The organism is Patulibacter sp. NPDC049589 (assembly GCF_040675535.1).
GTDB lineage: Bacteria > Actinomycetota > Thermoleophilia > Solirubrobacterales > Solirubrobacteraceae > Patulibacter.
This window is the reverse complement of sequence record NZ_JBFAPC010000001.1, coordinates 38,016-55,916: the sequence shown is the minus strand read 5'-3', so window position 1 is coordinate 55,916 and position 17,901 is coordinate 38,016. Positions and strand designations below refer to the sequence as shown.

The 17,901-nt window shown below is 73.8% G+C and carries 18 protein-coding genes; 7 read left to right on the top strand and 11 right to left on the bottom strand.

What is annotated here, in order from left to right:
• Positions 1–125 precede the first annotated feature (125 nt).
• Positions 126–1,922: a long-chain fatty acid--CoA ligase gene (locus tag AB0L40_RS00220; RefSeq protein ID WP_364347414.1), complete on the top strand. Its 1,797-nt coding sequence runs from the start codon at positions 126–128 to the stop codon at positions 1,920–1,922.
• A gap of 70 nt (positions 1,923–1,992) precedes the next feature.
• Here the strand turns inward: AB0L40_RS00220 and AB0L40_RS00215 are convergent, their stop codons facing one another.
• Positions 1,993–2,844: a hypothetical protein gene (locus AB0L40_RS00215; RefSeq protein ID WP_364347411.1), complete on the bottom strand. Its 852-nt coding sequence runs from the start codon at positions 2,842–2,844 to the stop codon at positions 1,993–1,995.
• Between the two features lie 152 nt (positions 2,845–2,996).
• A complete protein-coding gene (locus AB0L40_RS00210) occupies positions 2,997–3,251 on the bottom strand; it encodes a GlsB/YeaQ/YmgE family stress response membrane protein (RefSeq protein WP_364347408.1) in 255 nt (84 codons plus the stop codon).
• Positions 3,252–3,477: 226 nt separating this feature from the next.
• On the opposite strand from AB0L40_RS00210, the gene AB0L40_RS00205 reads away from it, so the two are divergent.
• Positions 3,478–3,909 carry a hypothetical protein gene (locus AB0L40_RS00205; RefSeq protein WP_364347405.1) on the top strand — a complete coding sequence of 144 codons (432 nt, stop codon included), beginning with the start codon at positions 3,478–3,480 and terminating at the stop codon, positions 3,907–3,909.
• Positions 3,910–3,978: 69 nt separating this feature from the next.
• On the opposite strand, the gene AB0L40_RS00200 is transcribed toward AB0L40_RS00205, so the two are convergent.
• Together AB0L40_RS00200 and AB0L40_RS00195 are read right to left on the bottom strand one after the other, a co-directional pair.
• A complete protein-coding gene (locus AB0L40_RS00200) occupies positions 3,979–5,241 on the bottom strand; it encodes a cytochrome P450 (protein ID WP_364347402.1) in 1,263 nt (420 codons plus the stop codon).
• 70 nt (positions 5,242–5,311) lie between these two features.
• Complete coding sequence (locus AB0L40_RS00195; RefSeq protein ID WP_364347399.1) at positions 5,312–6,913, bottom strand: FAD-dependent oxidoreductase; 1,602 nt, start codon at positions 6,911–6,913, stop codon at positions 5,312–5,314.
• A gap of 107 nt (positions 6,914–7,020) precedes the next feature.
• Between AB0L40_RS00195 and AB0L40_RS00190 the strand changes: the two genes are divergently transcribed.
• Genes AB0L40_RS00190 through cobF form a run of 3 tightly spaced genes read left to right on the top strand, consistent with a single transcriptional unit; the run spans position 7,021 to position 10,031 of the window.
• The gene (locus AB0L40_RS00190; protein ID WP_364347396.1) at positions 7,021–8,100 is read left to right on the top strand and encodes a LuxR C-terminal-related transcriptional regulator; all 1,080 of its coding nucleotides are present in this window, start codon (positions 7,021–7,023) and stop codon (positions 8,098–8,100) included.
• The gene (locus AB0L40_RS00185; RefSeq protein WP_364347393.1) at positions 8,097–9,212 is read left to right on the top strand and encodes a LuxR C-terminal-related transcriptional regulator; all 1,116 of its coding nucleotides are present in this window, start codon (positions 8,097–8,099) and stop codon (positions 9,210–9,212) included. The genes AB0L40_RS00190 and AB0L40_RS00185 overlap by 4 nt, the downstream gene beginning before the upstream one ends.
• Before the next feature lie 60 nt (positions 9,213–9,272).
• Entirely contained in the window at positions 9,273–10,031 is a 759-nt protein-coding gene (gene cobF / locus AB0L40_RS00180; RefSeq protein ID WP_364347391.1) for a precorrin-6A synthase (deacetylating), read from the top strand.
• On the opposite strand, the gene AB0L40_RS00175 is transcribed toward cobF, so the two are convergent.
• The 7 genes from AB0L40_RS00175 to AB0L40_RS00145 form a co-directional block, all read right to left on the bottom strand.
• On the bottom strand, positions 10,007–10,450 hold the full coding sequence (locus tag AB0L40_RS00175) for a hypothetical protein (RefSeq protein WP_364347389.1): 444 nt from the start codon (positions 10,448–10,450) through the stop codon (positions 10,007–10,009). The genes cobF and AB0L40_RS00175 overlap by 25 nt on opposite strands.
• A gap of 65 nt (positions 10,451–10,515) precedes the next feature.
• A complete protein-coding gene (locus AB0L40_RS00170; protein WP_364347386.1) occupies positions 10,516–11,166 on the bottom strand; it encodes a hypothetical protein in 651 nt (216 codons plus the stop codon).
• On the bottom strand, positions 11,163–11,972 hold the full coding sequence (locus AB0L40_RS00165; RefSeq protein WP_364347383.1) for a hypothetical protein: 810 nt from the start codon (positions 11,970–11,972) through the stop codon (positions 11,163–11,165). Before AB0L40_RS00165 ends, AB0L40_RS00170 begins: the two co-directional genes overlap by 4 nt.
• Positions 11,969–12,745: a phosphate ABC transporter ATP-binding protein gene (locus AB0L40_RS00160; RefSeq protein WP_364347494.1), complete on the bottom strand. Its 777-nt coding sequence runs from the start codon at positions 12,743–12,745 to the stop codon at positions 11,969–11,971. The genes AB0L40_RS00165 and AB0L40_RS00160 overlap by 4 nt, the downstream gene beginning before the upstream one ends.
• A gap of 107 nt (positions 12,746–12,852) precedes the next feature.
• A complete protein-coding gene (locus AB0L40_RS00155; protein ID WP_364347381.1) occupies positions 12,853–13,827 on the bottom strand; it encodes an ABC transporter permease subunit in 975 nt (324 codons plus the stop codon).
• Positions 13,824–14,804 carry a phosphate ABC transporter permease subunit PstC gene (gene pstC / locus AB0L40_RS00150; protein ID WP_364347379.1) on the bottom strand — a complete coding sequence of 327 codons (981 nt, stop codon included), beginning with the start codon at positions 14,802–14,804 and terminating at the stop codon, positions 13,824–13,826. The genes AB0L40_RS00155 and pstC overlap by 4 nt, the downstream gene beginning before the upstream one ends.
• A 51-nt stretch (positions 14,805–14,855) precedes the next feature.
• Positions 14,856–15,698 carry a phosphate ABC transporter substrate-binding protein gene (locus tag AB0L40_RS00145; protein WP_364347377.1) on the bottom strand — a complete coding sequence of 281 codons (843 nt, stop codon included), beginning with the start codon at positions 15,696–15,698 and terminating at the stop codon, positions 14,856–14,858.
• Positions 15,699–15,961: 263 nt separating this feature from the next.
• Between AB0L40_RS00145 and AB0L40_RS00140 the strand changes: the two genes are divergently transcribed.
• Positions 15,962–17,374, top strand: coding sequence for a hypothetical protein (locus tag AB0L40_RS00140; protein WP_364347375.1), 1,413 nt, complete (start codon positions 15,962–15,964; stop codon positions 17,372–17,374).
• 142 nt (positions 17,375–17,516) lie between these two features.
• Positions 17,517–17,891 (top strand): hypothetical protein, encoded by a 375-nt coding sequence (locus AB0L40_RS00135; RefSeq protein ID WP_364347372.1) that lies wholly within the window; start codon positions 17,517–17,519, stop codon positions 17,889–17,891.
• Positions 17,892–17,901 lie beyond the last annotated feature (10 nt).

Below are 17,901 nucleotides of genomic sequence, written 5' to 3'. Positions count from 1 at the left end.
GGAGGCCCCGGTCCCTCCGTGTAGGGACGCCCCCGCCGGGAGCCGGGGCTAGCGTCGAGGAGGCTCGACGGTCGCCCCGCGCGTCCCGGCCCGCCACCCACCGCCCGCCCGCCAGGGGAACCCGCATGGCCTCCACCGACATCAGCACCCGCCGACCGCTCCCCGAGGCCCTCCGTGCCGCGACGCTCTGCGAGGCGTTCGCGACGACCGTGGCCGAGCGGCCCGACGACGTCGCGCTGCGCACCAGCGGACCGGACGGCGTCTCGATCACGTGGTCCCAGTACCGGGAACGCGTCCGTCGGATCGCCGCCGGCCTGCAGGCGATGGGCGTGGGGCGCGGCGACAGCGTCGCGCTGATGCTGACCAACGTGCCGGAGTTCCACCTCGTCGACACCGCCGCGCTGCACCTGGGCGCGGGCGCGTTCTCGCTCTACAACACGAGCCCGGCCGAGCAGCTGCTCGCCCCGCTGCGCAACTCCGAGGCGCGGATCGCGATCACCGAGGCGGCGTTCACGGCGACGCTCGCCGAGGCCGCGACGCTCGAGCCGACGCTGCAGCACGTCGTCTCGATCGACGGCGGCGAGGGCGCCACGTCCAGCCTGCAGGCGCTCGAGGAGGCCGGCGACCCGGACTTCGACCTCGACGCCGCCGCCGCGTCCGTGCAGGCGGACGACGTGGCGGTCCTCGTCTACACCTCGGGCACCACCGGCGTCCCGAAGGGCGTCCAGCACTCCCACGCGGGCCTGCTCTTCAACCTCCGCACGATGGAGACGTTCGCGCCCCCGACGCTCGGCGGCCGCGTCGTCTCGTACCTGCCGATGGCGCACATCGCCGAGCGCTACATCAGCCACTACGGCTCGCTCGCGTTCGGCTACGAGGTCACCTGCTGCCCCGACCCGAAGGTCCTCGCGGCGACGCTCGCGGAGGCCCGCCCGACGCGGCTGTTCGCGGTCCCGCGGATCCTCGAGAAGCTCGCCCTGGGCATCGAGCGGGCCGCCGCGGCGTCGCCCGAGCTCGCCGACGCGGTCCGGAAGGGCCGCGAGACCGTCGAGGCGATCCAGGCGGGCTGCCCGCCGCAGTTCCACCCCGGCGTCGGCCCCGAGGCCGAGGTCGTGCTCGCCGGCCTGCGCACGCAGCTCGGCCTCGACCAGCTGGAGTGGTTCGGCGTGGCCGCCGCCCCGTCGCCGCCGGAGGTGCTGCAGCTCTTCCACGCCGTCGGCCTCGAGGTCGTCGAGTTCTGGGGCATGTCCGAGACGGTCTTCACGATCTCCAACCCCCTGGAGCGCAACAAGCTCGGGACGGTCGGCCTGCCGCTGCCCGGCGTCGAGGTCCGCCTGGCGGACGACGGCGAGATCCTCGTCCGCGGCGAGAACGTGATGGTCGGCTACCGGGGCGACCCGGAGCGCACGGCCGAGGCGCTGGACGCCGACGGCTGGATGCACTCCGGCGACGTCGCCACGCGGGACGCCGACGGCTACCTGACGATCGTCGACCGCAAGAAGGAGCTGATCGTCAACGCGGCGGGGAAGAACATGTCCCCGGCCGGCATCGAGATGGCGATCAAGCCCGAGAGCGCGCTGATCGGGCAGATCGCCGCGATCGGGGACCGGCGGCCGTACAACGTCGCGCTGATCGCGCTGGACCGCGAGGCGCTGCAGGGCTTCGCCGAGCAGGAGGGCCTCGTCGCCGACGACCTCGCCGAGCTGACGACGCACGAGGCCGTCGTCGCCGCGGTCGACGCCGCCGTGGCACGCGGCAACCGCAAGCTCTCGCGCGTCGAGCAGATCAAGCGCTTCCAGATCGTGCCCGAGAAGTGGGCGCCCGGCGGCGACGAGCTGACGCCGACGATGAAGCTCAAGCGCCGCGTGATCCACGACCGCTACGCCCCGGAGATCGACGCGCTCTACGAGGCGCCGCGCTGAGCGGCGGGTCCGGCGGGGCGACCGCACCGCGTCGGCCCCGGCCGGCCGCGCGCCGGCGTCCCGCCCGCGCCTACGCCCCGGCGGGCTCCCCCGCCACGGTCGCGACGACGAGGTAGTCGACGCCCTCCACGAACGGCCACCGCCACAGCGCGGTGGCCAGGACGGGGATCCCGAGCGCCTCGACGGCGCGGCGGGGATCGGACTCGCGCGGCCCCTTCGTGCGCGCCGCGAGCGCCAGCGCGGCCGGCAGGTCGGTCTCCGCCGCCTCCAGGACGTCCTCCAGGTCGACGGGCTGCTCGTAGCCGTTGCCCCAGCACGCGAGGTCCTGGAGGTGGACGACGACCGGCGCGGACGCGTGGAGCCGCGCGACGACGGCGGCGGTGAGCGCCGCGCCGTGTCCGCCGATGGCCGCCCGCCGCCGGTCGGCGGGGACGCCCGCGTCCAGGAGCGCCGGGTAGAGCAGCTGGCTGTAGAGGAGGTCGCCGATCACCAGGTCGTACGGGCCGCCCGGCAGCGGGGCCGCCGAGCCCGGGGCGCCGCCGGGCGCCGGCGGCCCGACGGGATCGCCGCCCGCCGCGACGGCCCCCCGGACGACGTGGTCCGCGGCCCCGCCGGTGACGTCGTGGCGGAGCGTCCGCACGCGGCGGCGCAGCCCGCGGCGCACCCGGCCCCGGGCCCGCAGCGCCGCGTCGGGGTCGATGTCCAGCAGCGTCACGGACGACGCCCGCGCGGCGATCGCGCCGAGCGGCAGGTCGTCCCCGTTGCCGGCGCCGACGACCGCGACGCGCGCGCCCGGGACGAGGTGGTCCTGCAGCAGCGCGGCGAGCGCGGCGCGGGCCGGCGCCCAGCGGGCGCGGCGGCCGCGCTCCCGGCGGGTGTTGCGGGACGCGTTGGCGTCGGCGACCGGGCCGTCGGGGCTCATCGCCGCGGGACGCTAGCGGTCCGGCGCCGCCCCGTCCGTCGCGCCGTGGTCGGCGGCCACGACGGTGGTGCGGACGGGCGCGTCCGGTCGCGGAGCTGCGGCCAGGGGCTCGGGGAGCGGGGCGGCGGACGGGTGGCCCCGCCCGCCGGTGCTCACGTCGTGCGGCCCGCGACCACGCGGTAGGCGGTGAGGACGATCACGACGCCGATGATCGCGCTGAGCAGGCCGCCCAGGTCGAACGCGTCGTGGTCGCCGATGCCCAGCCCGCGGGTGAAGATGAAGTAGCCGACGAGCGCGCCGACCAGGCCGATGACCGTCGTGATCACGATGCCGCCGGGGTCCTCGCCCGGGACGAGCGCCTTGCCGACGAATCCGGCCACGAGGCCGAGGATGATGGCTCCGATCATGGAGCGTCCCTTCGTTGAGGTGGTCGCGGGCGGAACCCGACCGCCCGCGTGGCGGGACGCGTCGGGGTGCTGCCGCGTGTGGGGCGTCGCTACCCCGCCCCCGTCCCGGCAACCACGGGCGCGGGCCGATCAGACGAACGTCCGTACGCGTACGCCGTCCGGCGCCGTGGAGATCGGTGCTACGTTCCGGGTACCGGGCCTGTGACGACCGACACGGACGACGACCATGGACCACGAGGCGCAGCACCCACGAGCGATCCCCCGCAACGTCGCGACCGACGTCGGCGCGCGGTTCGTCGCCGTCGCGCTGGCCGTCGGGGCGGTCGTCGTGTTCGTGGTCGGCACGATCTTCTGGACGAAGCTCATGACCGACACGTTCAGCCCGCTCGGCTACGCGATGACACCGGTGGGGATGTACGGCATCGCGATCGTTCTGATCCCGCTGATGGGCGTCATCCACCGGCTGTGGATGAGCGGCGACGTCGATCGCCGCGAGGGCGTCGCCCAGGCCGCGGAGCGCGACCGGCTGCGCACGTCGCTGCTCGGCGCCCCGCAGCAGGGCGGGTTCCGCGGCGTGCGCGCCGCGCCGCCCCCGGACGACCTGCTGTTCGGCGACGACCCGGCGGAGCTGCGCCGGCGGCGACGCGAGGGGCGCTGAGTCGATCCGTCCCGGGGCCCCCGTCCGTCGGTGGATCGGCCGATGGTCAGTCCCCCCGGACGGCGCCGGTCACGCGCGTCCGCCGGTCGGGGTCCAGCGACCCTCGAGCGCCAGCACCCCGTTCATGAAGTTCGAGAGCAGCATCTGCGGCTCCCCGACCTCGAGGTCCGGCATCCGCGCGGTGAACTCCCGGAGGATGCTCTTGACCATCTGCCGACCGAGCGCCGAGCCCATGCAGTAGTGCGCGCCGTTGCCGAAGCTCAGGTGACGATTCGGCTGCCGCCGGAGGTCGAAGCGGTCCGGGTCGGGGAACGCGTCGGGGTCGCGGTTGCCCGAGCAGTACCAGAGGACGACCTTGTCACCCGCCTTGATGATCGTGCCGTCCAGGTCGTAGTCCTGCGTGGCCGTGCGGCGGAAGTGCATCAGCGGCGGCGACCAGCGCATCAGCTCCTCGACGGCGACGTCGAGCCGACCCTCGAGGTCCTCGAGCAGCACGGCCTTCTGGTCCGGGTGCTTCTGGAGGTTGATGATCGCGTGGGCCATCGCGTGGCGCGAGGTGTCGTTCGCCGCCCCGACGAGCAGCGTGAAGAACGCGCCGAGCTCCGGCTCGGTCAGTCCCTGACCGTCGTGCTGCGCCTGCACGATCCAGGTCATCAGGTTGTCGTCGGGCTCGCGACGGCAGCGCTCGGCCTCCTCGAACGCGATCGCCATGATCCGCTGGGCCGCATCCTGGAAGACGACCAGCGGGGGCCCGATGTGGGCGTAGGAAGGATCGGCCCAGGCCCCGAGCTGCTCGGCGGCCTCGATCAGGACATCACGGCGGTGCTCCTCCTGGATGCCCACGAACACCTCGGCGAACACGTAGCCCGGGAGCTGCTTGAAGACCAGCTCGCAGAGGTCGCCCTGGCCGAGCGGCGCGACGCCGTCGACGATGCGGCGGGCCACGGTGGCGATCTGCTCCTCCATCCGCCGGATGTTGCGGGGGTTGAACGCCGACTGGGTGATGTCGCGCAGCGCCTTGTGACGCGGGTCGTCCATCACGATGAACGAGAGAATCGTCTCGAGCTGCGGGAAGTCGTCGAGGAAGACGCCGTCGGCCGAGGAGAACGCCTCGGGGTTCCGGGAGATCTCGCGGATGTGCTCGTAGCGCGCGATCGCCCAGTAGCCCTTGGAGTTCTCGAGGCCGGGCGCGAGCGGGTCGGGGGCCCGCTGCCACGACACGGGGCGGTTCTCGCGCAGCCAGCGGAACGAGCGCTCCCGCTCCTCGTAGGGACGTGCCCAGAACTCGAGGGAGCTCAGGTCGATGTCCGTATCGGGGGTCGCGGTGCTCATGGTGGTGGTCCTCGGGTTGTGGGGCTCGGAGGGGTGGGGGGGCGCGGTCCGCGCTGCGTGGCCGGCGGACTCAGGCGGTGGCGACGCCGCTGATCGACAACGCGTCCTCGCGGATCAGGTCCGCGGCGCGCTCGGCGATCATCAGCGTCGGGGCGTTCGTGTTGCCGCGCGTCACGGTCGGCATCACCGACGCGTCGACGACGCGGAGCCCGTCGATGCCCCGGACGCGCAGCCGCGGGTCGACGACCCGGCCGATCCCGCAGGTCGACGTCGGGTGGTAGAGGCCCCAGCCGGTGCGCCGGGCGAAGGCGATGAGGCCCTCGTCGTCGTCCCGGTCGGGGCCGACGATGCAGCCGGTCGAGATCTCGGCGAGCGGCTCCTGGCGCGCGATCTCGAGCGCGATGCGCAGGCCGGCCACCATCGCGGCGCGGTCCTCGTCCGTCGTCAGGTGGTTGTTGACGATCCGCGGCTTCGCGTACGGGTCGGCGCTGCGCAGCCGGACGCTCCCGCGGCTCGTCGGCTTCACGACGCACGGTCCGAACGCGAAGGCCGGCCCCGTCGGTGGCGTGAGGCCCTCGTCGGAGAAGCCGACGGCCGCGACGTGGAACTGGAGGTCGGGCGCCGGGAGTCCCGGACGCGAGCGCACGAAGCCCGCGCCCTCCGCGACGTTCGACGTCAGGGGGCCGCGTCCCTCGCGCTCCAGCTGCGACAGGGCCTCGGGGCTGAACGCCGTCTCCAGCGTCGGGATCCGGGAGCCGAAGTTCAGGAGCGCGCAGACGTGATCCTGGAGCTCGTCGCCGACGGGCAGGTCGGCCCGCACGGGAATCCCGAGGCCGGTGAGGTGCTCGGCCGGCCCGATGCCCGACTGCATCAGCAGGGTCGGCGAGCCGTAGGCCCCCGCCGAGAGCACGACCTCGCGCTCGGCCCGCAGCTCGAGCCGCTCGCCGTGGCGCTCGACGGCGACGCCGACCGCGCGGTCGCCCTCGAGCAGGATCCGCAGGACGCGCGTCCGGCTGATCAGCTCGAGGTTCTCCCGGTGGAGCACCGGGTGCAGGAACGCCGCGGCCGCGCTGCAGCGCAGACCGGCCCGCTGCGTCACCTGGAGCGCGCCGAAGCCGTCCTGTCGCGGACCGTTGAAGTCGGGGTTGCGCGGATGGCCGGCCGCCTCCGCCGCCCGCACGAACGCCTCCGTCACCGGGTGGTTCGAGCGGCTGTCGGACACCGCGAGCGGACCGTCGGCCCCGTGGTGGTCGTCGGCGCCGCGCTCGTTGGCCTCGGAGCGGCGGAAGTACGGGAGGACGTCGTCGGCGGACCAGCCGTCGGCCCCGTCGGCCGCCCAGCCGTCGTAGTCCGCCGCGTTGCCGCGGATGTAGATCATGGCGTTCGTGCTGCTCGAACCCCCGACGACCAGGCCCCGGGGCAGGTAGACGTGGCGCCCGTCGAGTCCCGGCTCGGCCTCGGAGCTGAAGTCCCAGTCGTAGCCGGACTTGAACAGCGACCCGAACGCCACGGGGACGTGCAGCTCCTGCGCGTCGTCGGGTCCGCCGGCCTCGACGAGCGCGACCCGGACACCGGGATCCTCGCTCAGGCGGGCCGCGAGGACGCAGCCCGCCGATCCTGCACCGACGACGACGTAGTCGTAGGGGACCGGGGCGTTCGGATCGGAGCTCATGCGACGAACCTCCCAGGCGATGTCGGGTGCCGACGTCGGCCGCGTGGGGGAACCCGATACCCCATCGGGACGACGCCCCGGGGGCGACGGGGGACTAGCGTCGGGACGTGAGCGTCCCCGGAGCCCCCTCCCCCGCCCCGCCGCCCCCGCTCGTCCCGTCCCGGTCGGAGCTCGTGCGGCAACGCGACGCCGTGCGCCGCCGCCTGGAGCGACCGTCGGCGGGCGCGGCCGAGGACCTCGCGCGGCTCGTCGGCCTCGACCGGGCCATCTGCACCCACGACGGGCAGCGGCGCTCCGACGGCGCCGATGCGCTCCTGCGGGTCCACCGGGAGCTGGCGGGTCTCCGCCGCCTCGAGACGCCGGCGCAGCTCGTGGAGGCGTCACCCCGGGCCCTGGTCGCCACCGGGCGGTTCAGCCGCGCGATGCTCTCGCAGGTCCACGACGGCGTGTGGGACCCGAAGGTCATGGCCGCCCGCGACGGCGCCGACCCCGAGGAGACCGGCTTCCGGGACTTCATCCAGGAGGTCCGCCTGCCACTGGAGCGGCTCCGCCTGGAGACCGAGATGGCCCGGCGGCGGATGCCGGCCCTCGTCGACGACCCGGCCCACGACGACCGGGTCTTCGCCGACATCGTCGCGATGTCGCGGACGACGTCGTACGTGGCCGCTCCCGTCGTCGCGTCGCAGCGGGTCATCGGCTTCTTCCACGCCGACCGCTACGGGACGACGGCGCCGTGCGACGCGACGGACCGCGATCTGCTCCGCGACTTCGCCGACCGGTTCTCCGTGCTCTTCGAACGCGCGGTCCTGGCGGAGCGGCTCCGCGAGCAGCACGGCCGCCTGCGACGGGCGTTCCAGGACGCCATCACCGCGATCGACGAGCTCGCCGCGGCCGACGTCCCGATGGCCCGGGCCCGCCCCGGCGTCGTCCCGCACCCCGTCGCGGTCGAGGGCGCCGCGGCGGGAGCCGTGCCCCTGACGGGCCGTGAGCGGGAGATCCTCGACGGGCTCGCGCAGGGACTCGGCAACGCCCAGATCGCCGCGCGGCTCGTCGTCGCGGAGGAGACCGTCCGCTCGCACCTCAAGCGCATCAACCGCAAGCTCGGGACGTCGTCGAGGTCCGGCGCCGTCGCGGAGTACCTGCGCCGACCGGCGGGCCCGCGCGGGCCGGTCGCCCGAGACCGATGAGTGCATCGCGGCCCGCGGCCGCGACGTCGGCCGGCGCCATGCACGCCGCGGTGGACCGGATCCTCGGACCCGGCGACGCCGCGCACCCCCGCGTGCCGCCGCACCGGTCCGACGCCCTGGCCGCCCTCACCCGCCGGGTGGCCGACGGACTGGCCGGCGTCGTCGACGAGCAGGAGCGCCGCGCGCTCGTCGGGATCGCCGTGCGCGCGGCGGACCTCGCGGCCGCGGACCACGAGGCGTCGGCCGGCGCGCACGTCGACCTCCGTCGGCAGGTCGACGAAGGCCTGCGCCGCCTCCTGCGACTCGGCGGGTCCGCGGAGCTCGAGGACGCGATCTGCCGCGAGGCGTCGCGCGCGTGCGGATTCGAGCGCGTCCTCCTCAGCCGCCTCGACGCGGACCACTGGTGGCCGTGGCGCCTGTGCACGACCGGGGGCCTGGACCCCGCCTCCGACCCCGTGCACCGCGGGGCCGACGGCGGCAGGGCGCTCCCCTTCGCGGGGTCGCCGGTCGAGGCCCGGGTCGTGCGCTCCGGCCGGCCCGAGATCGTCCAGGCCGTTCCCGGCACCGAGCCCGCCCGGGGCGTCCTCCCCGGCTCGTCCTCGCTGGTCGTCGTGCCGATCGCGCCCGCGGGCCGGGCCCTCGGACTGCTCCATGCCGACCACGCCGACCGGCGGCCCGTCGACGCCGTCGACCAGGACGTCCTGGTGGTCTTCGCCGAGACGGTCGGCTGGATCCTCGAGCGCCGCGAGGTCTCGGAGCGGTTGCGGGCCCAGCGAGCGCGCGGATCGGCGCTCCAGGCCACGGTCGACGCGATGCCGGGCGACGACGAGGCCGTCGAGCTCTCCCGCGCGTCGGACTCGCGCGCCGGCACCGGGCTGCCCGCGACCACCCTCCGCGACGAGACCGCGCTGGCCGACATCCTCACCCCCCGCGAGCTCGAGGTCCTCGACTGCGTCGTTCGCGGACTGGGCAACCGGGAGATCAGCCACGACCTCTACATCACGCGCGCCACCGCGAAGACGCACGTCAGCCGGATCCTCCGGAAGCTCGGCGCACCGAACCGCGCGGCCGCGGTGGGTCTCGTCCTGGGTCGCGGGGCCCGGGAGGGCTGAGGGGCGACCCGGCCACGGCGGCCCGGGGTCCGTGGCCCGCCGGGGCTACGATCCCGCCCCGTGCCCCAGCTCCTCATCATCGGCATCGGCGTCGGCGACCCCGACCACGTCACCGTCCAGGCGGTGCGCGCGCTGGACGCCTTCGACGTGCTGTTCGCGGTCGTCAAGCCCGGTGTCGACGAGCCGCTCGCCCTGCGCCGCACCGTCGTCGAGCGCCACCGCACCGCCGGCCCGTACCGCACGGTCGAGCTGCCCGATCCGCCGCGGGAGCGCGAGGTCGACGGGGACCACCGCAAGGCCGTCGCGCAGTGGCGGGCGGCGCGCACCGCGACGTGGTCGGCGGCGATCGACGACGCGCTGGGCGACGACGAGACCGGCGCGTTCCTCGTCTGGGGCGACCCGTCGCTCTACGAGTCGACGCTGGCGATCGTCCAGGACGTCGCGGCGGCGTCCGCGCGCGAGCTCGCGGTGGACGTGGTCCCGGGCGTCAGCGCCGTCGCCGTCCTGACCGCGCGGCACCGGATCCCCCTCAACCGCGTCGGCCGCGCCGTGCAGATCACCCCCGCGCGCCTGCTCGCCGACGGCATGCCGGCGGACGTCGACGACGTCGTGGTGATGCTCGACGCCCACGCGACGTTCGCGTCGATCGACCCCGCCGGGATCGACATCTACTGGGGCGCGTACCTCGGCACCGAGGACGAGCTCCTGCGCAGCGGGCCGCTCGCCGACGTGGCGGGGGAGATCGCCGCCCTGCGCGCCGACGCGAAGGCGCGCAAGGGCTGGATGTTCGACACCTACCTGCTGCGGCGCTCCGCCTGAGCGTCGTCCTCGGGGTCCTCGGGGTCCTCGTACTCGCGGTCGTCCTGGACGTCGTACTCGCGGGTCTCCTGGGCGTCCGCCGGCCGCTCGTGCGGCACCGCCTCGATCGTGGCGTGCACCTGGCGGACGATGATCCGCTCGCCGCAGCTCCAGCAGAACTCGGCCGAGCGGCCGTGGGGTGCGCCGCAGAAGCGGCAGCTGCCGGCGATGCCGGCGTGGTCGGCGGCCAGGCGCTCGACCTCGCTCAGTCGGGCGTCGAGCCGCTGCAGCGCGGCGGCACGCTCCACGAGGACGTCGACGCGGAAGTGGTCGCGGACCGCCATCTCGTAGACGAGACCGCCGAGGTCCCAGGTGCTCTCGGCCACCTGGTCGGCGAGGCGGCGACGTTCGTCCTCGAGCGCCGCGCGCTGCGGGCTCATCCCCGGCGCCGGAAGGGGCTCGGACTTGCGCCGCCAGGGGATTCGAGAAGCACTCGACATCGGGCTCAGGGCCCCGTGGAGACGGAGTCGGGCAAGGACTGGGAGGCCTCGCGGGCCTTGTCCGGATCCTTGCTGTTGAGGTTCTTCTCCGTCGTGTCCGGAATCGCCGCCGCCTTCGGAGTGGTGGCGGGGGTCTTCTCGATCTCCGCCGCCTCCTTCTTCTGCGTGGCGTCGAGCTTGCTCTTGTCGATCTTCGTCACCGCGTCGGACTTGCCAGCCGCGGACGCCGACGCGTCGTCGGTCGTCGTGTCGGTCGCGGCCGTCGTTTCGGTGGTGGTCGGCGTCGGTGCCGCGGCGGAGGCCGCCGGCGCACCGCCGAGCACGATGGGTTGCTGCGCCCCTCCCCCGCCGCCCTTGTCGCCGACCAAGACGCCGACCCCGAACGCGAGCAGCACGCAGGCCAGCGCCGCGAGCAGCGTGGCCGTCGCGGGCCCCGAGCCCTGGGGTGCCGACCACAGGGCCGGCGGGAACGCACCGGCCTGCGGACCGCCGGGAAGGGACACCGGGACGATCGCGTCCTGAAACGGGAGCCGCGCGTGCTCGCGGCGGGCGCCGCACGAGAGGCAGTAGCGCTGATCGGACGCCATCGGCGCCCCGCAGGACGCGCAGGTCGCGGCACGCGGATCGTCAGCGGGCAGATACGGACTGGTACTCATCGGGAGGTCCTCTTGGTCTTCTGCAGCTTGGTGGGCAGGGCCGTCGCGGCCAGGCGGCCGCGTCGCCCGTCGCCGACCATCACGGCTTCGAAGGTGGCGCTCGATCGCGGGGCGATCGTGGCGATCCGGCTGGAACCCGCGGCCACCACGCGGGCACCGTCCTTGACGGTCACATAGACGGGCACTTCGGTCTGCGTCCGCGGGACGTCGTTGTGCACGACTCCGGTGATCGCAGTTCCGGCGGTTCCAGAGTCTTCCGCGCTGCGCTTCAGGCCGGTGATGCGCAGCGCCTTCGCGGGGCGACGCGAGCGGCGGATCGGCGCGCCGAGGATGACCTCGAGCGCGGCGCCCTTCGTGGCGGCCGGCACGTTCGAGTTGACCCAGTCCACCCGACTGCGCGGCGGCAGCACGGGAACCCGGAGCAGCAGCTCGTCGCCACCATCGCCATCGTTGAAGTACGTCTCCTTGCCGCCCGACTCCAGCCGCAGCGCGACGGGAACCCGCACGAGCGCACGCGGACCGCGATTCTCGAGCGAGACGACGACCGCGGTGCCGCTCGTCGTCCGCAGCTCGCTGCGACGGACGAGGCGGACGTCACCGTCGGGGCGACCCAGCGCGACGCGACCGGGCCTGTTCGCCTTGAGCGCCACGCGCTGGAGCGCCGCGCTCTTCTCCTGCGTCGTCGAGCACCCGGCCAGCACCAACGCACCTGCGACCGTCGCGACCACGGGGAGCATCGCGGCAGCGCCGCGGATGCCCCACGGCAGGCCCTCCCACACCTCCGCGTCGTGGCGTGGGCGCCTCACCCGAAGGCTCCCTGGACGTAGTCGCGCGTCCGGTCCGCACGCGGATTGGTGAAGAGCTCCTCGGTCGGCGCGTACTCGACGAGATCGCCCAGGTACATGAACGCCACGTGATCGCCGACCCGCCGCGCCTGTGCGAGGTTGTGCGTGACGATGACGATCGCCAGGTTCGCGCGGAGCTCGTGGATCAGATCCTCGACGACGCCGGTGGAGATCGGGTCCAGCGCCGAACACGGCTCGTCCATGAGCAACACGTCGGGCTCGACCGCGAGCGCGCGAGCGATGCAGAGCCGCTGCTGCTGGCCGCCCGAGAGCCGCAAAGCGGGACGCCCGAGGTCGTCGGCGACCTCGTCCCACAGACCGGCGCGACGGAGGGCCTTCTCGACTCGCGGCATCAGGACGGACCTGCCGGGCCGTCGCATCGCCTGCTCGCGGATCGCGTAGGCCACGTTGTCGAAGATCGACATGGGAAAGGGGTTGGGCTGCTGGAAGATCATCGAGACCCGACGTCGCAGCCGCGTGATCTCGATCGCGTCGACGTCGTCCCCGTCCAGCAGGATCCGGCCATCGCGACGCGCGCCCGGCGTCAGCTCGACCAGGCGGTTGAGCGAGCGCAGGAGCGTCGTCTTGCCGCAACCCGACGGTCCGATCAGCGCGAGCACCTCGCCCTGGCGGACGGGCAGCGTGACGCCGTTGACGGCCGGGCGGGCCGCGCCGGCGTACTGGATCGACACATCGTCGATCCGTAGCCGCTCGGGTCCGTACGCGGGCGCCATCGCTCGTGCGATGGGCTCGGGGATGCCGTTCCGGTTCGTGGGATCGACGACGTTCGGCGTCTGCTCGGAGCTGATCCGGCGAACGGGGGGCGGAAACTCGGCCATGGTCATCTCGGGAGGTCGTTTCCGGCGCGGCGACGGCCGATGATGGCCACCAGCAGGTTGAGGCCGATGATCAGGAGCATGAGGACGAACGCCGCGGCGTAGGCCTTCTCCGGAGCGTTGCCCTCACCGGTCGGGGAGTTGTTGTAGACGTAGCTCGTCAGCGTCGACCCGGTGCCCTGGAGGGTGCCGATCCCGGGGATGTCGCTGCCGGCCTGCAGTTGGAGCGTCGCGCCGAGCAGCAGGACGATGATCGCCGTATCCCCCGCGATGCGACCCATTCCCAACGCCGTACCGGTGGCGATGTCCGGTCGCACGGTCGGGAGCAGCACGCGTCGGATCGTCGCCCAGCGGGTCTTGCCCAGGCCGAAGCTCGCTTCGCGCACGTGGCGGGGCACCGAGAGCAGCGCCTCGCGCGTCGTGGCGAAGATCGACGGCACCGCGATCAGCGACATGACCACCCCTGCGGCGATGAAGCTGCGCCCGAAGACGCCACCGCCGTCCGCCGAGAAGGACGCCCAGGAGAACAGCGGCAGCTGGAAGATCGCCAGGCCGAAGATCGCGATCGCGATCGACGGCGCGCCGGCGATGACCTCGATGCCCGACTCGACGACCCGGGCCAGCCACCGCGGCCGCCCGTATTCGACGATCCACAGCGCCGCGCCGACCGCCAGCGGCAGCGCGATCGCGGTCGCGATGACGATGATCAGCAGCGTGCCGATGATGGGGTCGAGGATGCCTCCGGTCTGCGACTGGTCGGATCCGGGCTGCGGCCGCGAGACGAGCAGGTCGAGGTTGACGTACTGCAGCCCCTTGTAGCCCATGTAGATCAGGAGGGATGCCGCGACCAGCACGAGCAGCGCACCGACCAGCCAGGCCGAGGCGACGCCGACCAGGTCCAGTGGGCGCCAGAGCCGCAGCTCTCCGCGCAACCGACTCCAGCGGGAGCGTGGTGCCCCCACAGGCGACGGAACGCTCATCGCGCCGTCCCCAGGCGGAGGCGGCGCTTGATCAGCGAGCCCCCGATCGACAGGAAGAGCGACGAGACCAACAGCACGAGCGCCATCGCGTAGATGGTCGACTTCAGCGCCGGAGCGGCGATGCCCTCGGACTGCTCGGCGATCGTGGCCGCCAGCGGTCGCAGGGGCTCGAACAGGAAGATCACGCCGTCCCACGGCTGGGGGGCGAAGCCCTTCGAGCCGGAGACCATGGAGAGCATGATCGCCTCGCCCAACGCCCGTGCGCTGGCGAGCACCGCCGCTGCGACGATCGCGGGTCGGATGGCGCGGACGGACACCGACATCACGGCGCGCCACCGGGTCACGCCGAGCGCGAGAGCGCCCTCGCGCCAGCCGCGGGGCACGGCGCTGAGGGCGTCGACGACCAGCGAGATCATGATCGGGGTGATCATCAGCGTCAGCAGGACGACGGAGACCAGCAGCCCCGGTCCGCTGAGCGTGATGACGTACGCGACCGACTCGCGCTGGCCCTCGTCGATCAGGTGGTCGTTGACGAACGGGACGAGGACGAGGATGCCGATCAGCCCGTAGACGACGGACGGCACGGCGGCGAGCAGCCGGACGACCGGGACGACGACCGCCCGGACCTTCGGAGGGGCGAGCTCGACGATGAAGATGGAAGCGAGGACCGAGACCACGACGCCGATCCCAACGGCGAGGACCGTGGTCAGAGCGGTCGCGTAGAGGAGGGGCCACGCCCGGAACTCGTACGCGGACGGCTTCGGGTTGGCTCCTTGGTCGATCATGGCGCCGAGCTCGGCGTCCACGTCTGGCCCGGATCCGAACCAGCGCAGGCCGTTGTGCTGGAACGAGGGCCAGGCCGCTATCGCGATGAACACGATCATCGCGATGATGACCAGGACGACCATCACCGCCGAGGCGCCGAGTATGCGCTCGGCGCCTCGGTCGGTGAGCGGCTTGCGGAGGTTGCGCAGCACGCGGTGTTCCTGTCGGTGATTCGGGACTCGGTCTCGGGCGGGGTGCCGGGACTACTTGAGCGGGATGGCCTTCTCCGCGACGAGGATCTTGCGGGCCGCGCTGCTGGTGCGGACCCAGTTGATGAAGCGCGCGGGCTCCCCCTTCGTGCCCTCCTTGACGACCATCCAGAACGAGCGGGTGCCCTTGTAGGCGCCGGACTTCGCGTTGTCGGTCGTGCAGCTGACGCCCTGGTACGTCGCCGAGTTGACGCCGCTCGTGAACTCGATCGACACGAACCCGATCGCGCCCGGGTCGCGCTTGACGGCGGCCTGGATCAGGCCGTTGGAGCCGAGGCGCGCCGCGGTCGACGACAGCGCCGCGCCGCCCATGAACAGGTTCTGGAACGCGTCGAGCGTACCCGAGGCCTCGTTGCGCGCCTGGAGGCTGATCGTGCCGGTCTGCTGCGCCCCCGGGATGTCGGACCAGGAGCGGATCTTGCCGGAGAAGATGTCCGCGACCTGCTGCTGCGTCAGCCCATTGGCGAGCTTGTTGGCCGGGTTGGTGATCAGGCAGACCGCGTCGCGGGCGACGCGGACGAAGTTCAGGCCCTTCGGGTCCACGCCCTTGCGCGGGTCGCGGGAGGAGTTGCCGATCGTCACACGGCCCTTCGCGGCGTCGGTGATGCCCTTGTCGGAGCCACCCTGGGCGACGCGGAAGCTGACCTTGGAGTTCAGCGAGTGGTACTTGGCCTGGAGGGCGTTGACCAGCGGGTACATCGAGGTCGAGCCGCTCATCGTGATGGTGGTCTTCTTCGTCGCGGCCACGGAGGGCGCGGCGGCGACGGCGGGGATCGCGAAGGCGGCGGTCAGGGCCGTGGCGGTGGCCAGACGGGTGACGGGGGCGGAAAGGCGCATGGACTGGGGTCTCCTGGAGTAGAGGTCGAAGCGACGGGAGGACGGCGCCCTCCACCAGCCGGGGGCGGGGCGCACCGACCGAGATCATGGGACCTCGCCACGCTCGCACTGTGAACATCCCGTGGCGATCACGTAAACGACACGGGCACCCCCGCCGGACGACGTCAACATCGGACGAACGTCTTTCCGCGGCACACGAACGCTCGTCCGTGGTCCCCGCTCGTTCACAACTCGCTGTTGACGGACTGCGATCGTCCGTCTCGATGGCCGACGAGCGCTCGGACGACGACGTCGTCCCCGACGAGCCCGCCGGCCCCTGCCGCTCCTGCGGGACCCCGACGTCGTCCTCGCAGCGCTACTGCCTGTCGTGCGGCGAGCTCGTCGGGCAGCGCCGGCTCGAGCCGCTCGAGATCCTGCGTGCCCGCGCGGGCGAACCAGCGGCGCCGGCCCCCGCACCGCACGGCCGTGCCGTCCCCTTCGCGGCGGCCGCCGCGGCGATCCTCGTCGCGGGCTTCGCCGGCTCGCTCGTCCCCGGCGCCGGTTCCGGGGCCCGAGCCGCGGTCATCACGCAGCCCGCCGTCGCCGCCGTCCCGGCCCCGCCCGCCGCGACGACCGCCGCCGCACCGCCCACGACGACCCAGGACGACGCCGCCACCACCGACGAGGCGCCGGCCACGGACGACGCCGCGGCCACGACGGACGACGCGACCGCCGATGCGGCCGCCACGACGGACACGGCGGACTCCGGCGACTCCGGCGACACGGGCACCGACACCACAGACGACAGCACGACGCCGGACGATCCGACGATCCCGCCGCACGTCTGGCTTCTCGCGCTCGACGGCCCGGCGGCCAAGGAGGCCGTCGACCGGATCGCCGACCAGGGCGTCCGGCTGACCGGCGTCCGGCCCGTCGCCGCAGACACGATCGCCAACGCGTCGACGCTGCTGACGGGGACCCTGCCCCTCGCGGCCGGTTCGCCGGCTCCCGACCCCGCCGCCGCCGTCCCGCCGTCGCTCCCCGAGGAGCTGACGACCGCCGGGCAGACCTGGCGCACGTACGTGGACGCGCAGCCCGGCACCGGCGACCCGCTCCCGGGCGCCTGCACGGACCCGGCGCCCGGCGACGCGGGCGCCGCGCTGACCGCGACCCGTACGCCGTTCGGCCGGATCGCCGCGCTGCGCACCGACGACGCGTGCGCGAAGGGCACCTCGAGCCTCGAGACGCTCGGCAACGACGTCTCCAGCGGCGACACGCTCCCCTCGTTCTCGTACGCGACGCTCGGCGGCTGCGCGCCGCCCGATCGCACCGCCGTCGCGCTGCCCGACCAGGTCGCCGACACGCTCACCGCGATCACGGAGAGCACGGAGTTCCAGGACAGCGGCCTGATCGTCGTGACCGCGGTCGGCTCGGCCGACCCGTGCCCCGCCGCGGCCGTCCCCGGCACCTCGACGCCGGCCCCGGCGACGACGCCCGCCGCGCCGACCGACCCGGCCACGCCGACCCCGACCGTCGTCCTGCGGGCCGACGCGAAGCCGGGCAGCACCCTCGACGTCGCGGCCGACCTGCGGGCGCTCGCCCGCCTGACGGCCAAGACGCTCGGCGTCGACCCACCCGGCACCTCGGGCGCGGACGACGTCCCGGCGCTCGAGATCCCGCCCGCCGCGGGCCGCTGAGCCACGGGTCTCGTCCCGCCCCGGCGGCGAACGCGCGCGCCCGGGAAGGCCGCCCGGCGACCACTCGCACCCGACGCGACAGCGCACGATCTCGGCACGACGCGCGCTTGTCTCGTCGACTCCGCGCTGCCACCATGGGCTCATGGACCCGGAGCTCCGCACCTTCCTCGAGCGCGCCGACCACCGGCTGGAGACCTTCACCACCACCCTCGCCCGACAGACGGACGAGATCGCCCGACAGACAGACGGGATCGCTCGACAGACAGACGGGATCGCTCGACAGACGGACGGGATCGCCCGACGGACAGACGGGATCGCCATCCAGCGCGAGGACTTCCGCAGAGAGTCCGCCCTCCACCGCGAGGAACTGCTGGCCCTTCGTCACACGAGCGACCTCCAGACCGAGGAACTGCGGCGGCAGAACGACGAGCTGCGCCGCCAGAGCGATCGCAGCGAGATGCTCACCCAGGCGGTCGTCCGCGCCCTGGACCGCCTCGACGGCCCCCGGCCCGCCTGACGAGCAGCGC

What these genes read in the sequence shown, in the direction of transcription:
- AB0L40_RS00205 (WP_364347405.1), top strand. Translation starts at nt 3,478, where the DNA reads ATGGACCACGAGGCGCAGCACCCACGAGCGATCCCCCGCAACGTCGCG.
- AB0L40_RS00160 (WP_364347494.1), bottom strand. Translation starts at nt 12,745, where the DNA reads ATGGCGCCCGCGTACGGACCCGAGCGGCTACGGATCGACGATGTGTCG.
- AB0L40_RS00200 (WP_364347402.1), bottom strand. Translation starts at nt 5,241, where the DNA reads ATGAGCACCGCGACCCCCGATACGGACATCGACCTGAGCTCCCTCGAG.
- AB0L40_RS00195 (WP_364347399.1), bottom strand. Translation starts at nt 6,913, where the DNA reads ATGAGCTCCGATCCGAACGCCCCGGTCCCCTACGACTACGTCGTCGTC.
- AB0L40_RS00210 (WP_364347408.1), bottom strand. Translation starts at nt 3,251, where the DNA reads ATGATCGGAGCCATCATCCTCGGCCTCGTGGCCGGATTCGTCGGCAAG.
- AB0L40_RS00175 (WP_364347389.1), bottom strand. Translation starts at nt 10,450, where the DNA reads ATGAGCCCGCAGCGCGCGGCGCTCGAGGACGAACGTCGCCGCCTCGCC.
- AB0L40_RS00145 (WP_364347377.1), bottom strand. Translation starts at nt 15,698, where the DNA reads ATGCGCCTTTCCGCCCCCGTCACCCGTCTGGCCACCGCCACGGCCCTG.
- AB0L40_RS00140 (WP_364347375.1), top strand. Translation starts at nt 15,962, where the DNA reads ATGGCCGACGAGCGCTCGGACGACGACGTCGTCCCCGACGAGCCCGCC.
- AB0L40_RS00220 (WP_364347414.1), top strand. Translation starts at nt 126, where the DNA reads ATGGCCTCCACCGACATCAGCACCCGCCGACCGCTCCCCGAGGCCCTC.
- AB0L40_RS00135 (WP_364347372.1), top strand. Translation starts at nt 17,517, where the DNA reads ATGGACCCGGAGCTCCGCACCTTCCTCGAGCGCGCCGACCACCGGCTG.
- AB0L40_RS00185 (WP_364347393.1), top strand. Translation starts at nt 8,097, where the DNA reads ATGAGTGCATCGCGGCCCGCGGCCGCGACGTCGGCCGGCGCCATGCAC.
- AB0L40_RS00170 (WP_364347386.1), bottom strand. Translation starts at nt 11,166, where the DNA reads ATGAGTACCAGTCCGTATCTGCCCGCTGACGATCCGCGTGCCGCGACC.
- AB0L40_RS00155 (WP_364347381.1), bottom strand. Translation starts at nt 13,827, where the DNA reads ATGAGCGTTCCGTCGCCTGTGGGGGCACCACGCTCCCGCTGGAGTCGG.
- AB0L40_RS00215 (WP_364347411.1), bottom strand. Translation starts at nt 2,844, where the DNA reads ATGAGCCCCGACGGCCCGGTCGCCGACGCCAACGCGTCCCGCAACACC.